We start from the raw sequence: 723 nt of genomic DNA on the forward strand, positions 1-723 counted from the left end.
GTGTTTCGCGTCAACTGCCACCTGTACGTTGTAGCCGACCATACCTGATCCTCGTCCGCTCGTCGCCATGGAACGTGCGTCTGGATCGGTCATCGAGAGTTGGCCGTCAGGCTGCGTCTTGAGCTGCTCCTTGATCTGATCGAGATTTCGCATCTGCTCGGGCAAGCGTGCGATCTTGTCCTGCAGGCGGGTTGTCTTTGCTTCCAGCTCGGCGGGTTGCGTACGATCGCCAGTCTCCAGCGCGTTCAGATACCGCTGGATGCTCTCCTCGATCTGCTTCTGGCGCTTATCAACCTTACCTTCTGTGAAGTTGCGATCGCGAGTGTTGACGGCCTTGAACTTGCTGCCGTCGATGGCAACAAGCGCTTGCGAGAACAGCTTCAGCTCACGGCACCGCATCACGAAGCGGCGACACACGTTGCGGATGCCGGTGCCGTTATCACGACGGATCGGCTATCGTCTTGAAGTCCGGCGCCAGACGTCCCGTGAGCCACATCAGTTCAACGTTGCGTTGACACTCCCGCTCCAGGCGACGGCTCGACTGAACCCGGTTCAGGTAGCCGTAGATATAGATTTTCAGCAGCACTGCCGGATGATAGGACGGGCGACCTGTAGTTGACGGCATTGCTCCATCGAAGCCCAGTGATGCAAAGTCAAGCTCTTCAACGAACGCCTCGATAATCCTGACCGGATTGTCCTCAGCAACGAAGTCATCGAGGCATT

General features: G+C 57.4%; 1 pseudogene. It reads right to left on the reverse strand.

Going from position 1 to position 723, the window contains the following annotated elements:
• Positions 1 to 723: pseudogene (locus tag PQR02_RS40655) on the reverse strand (transposase); the annotation flags it as partial.

This window comes from Paraburkholderia sediminicola (genome assembly GCF_046026895.1).
In the GTDB taxonomy this organism is placed as follows: domain Bacteria; phylum Pseudomonadota; class Gammaproteobacteria; order Burkholderiales; family Burkholderiaceae; genus Paraburkholderia; species Paraburkholderia sediminicola_C.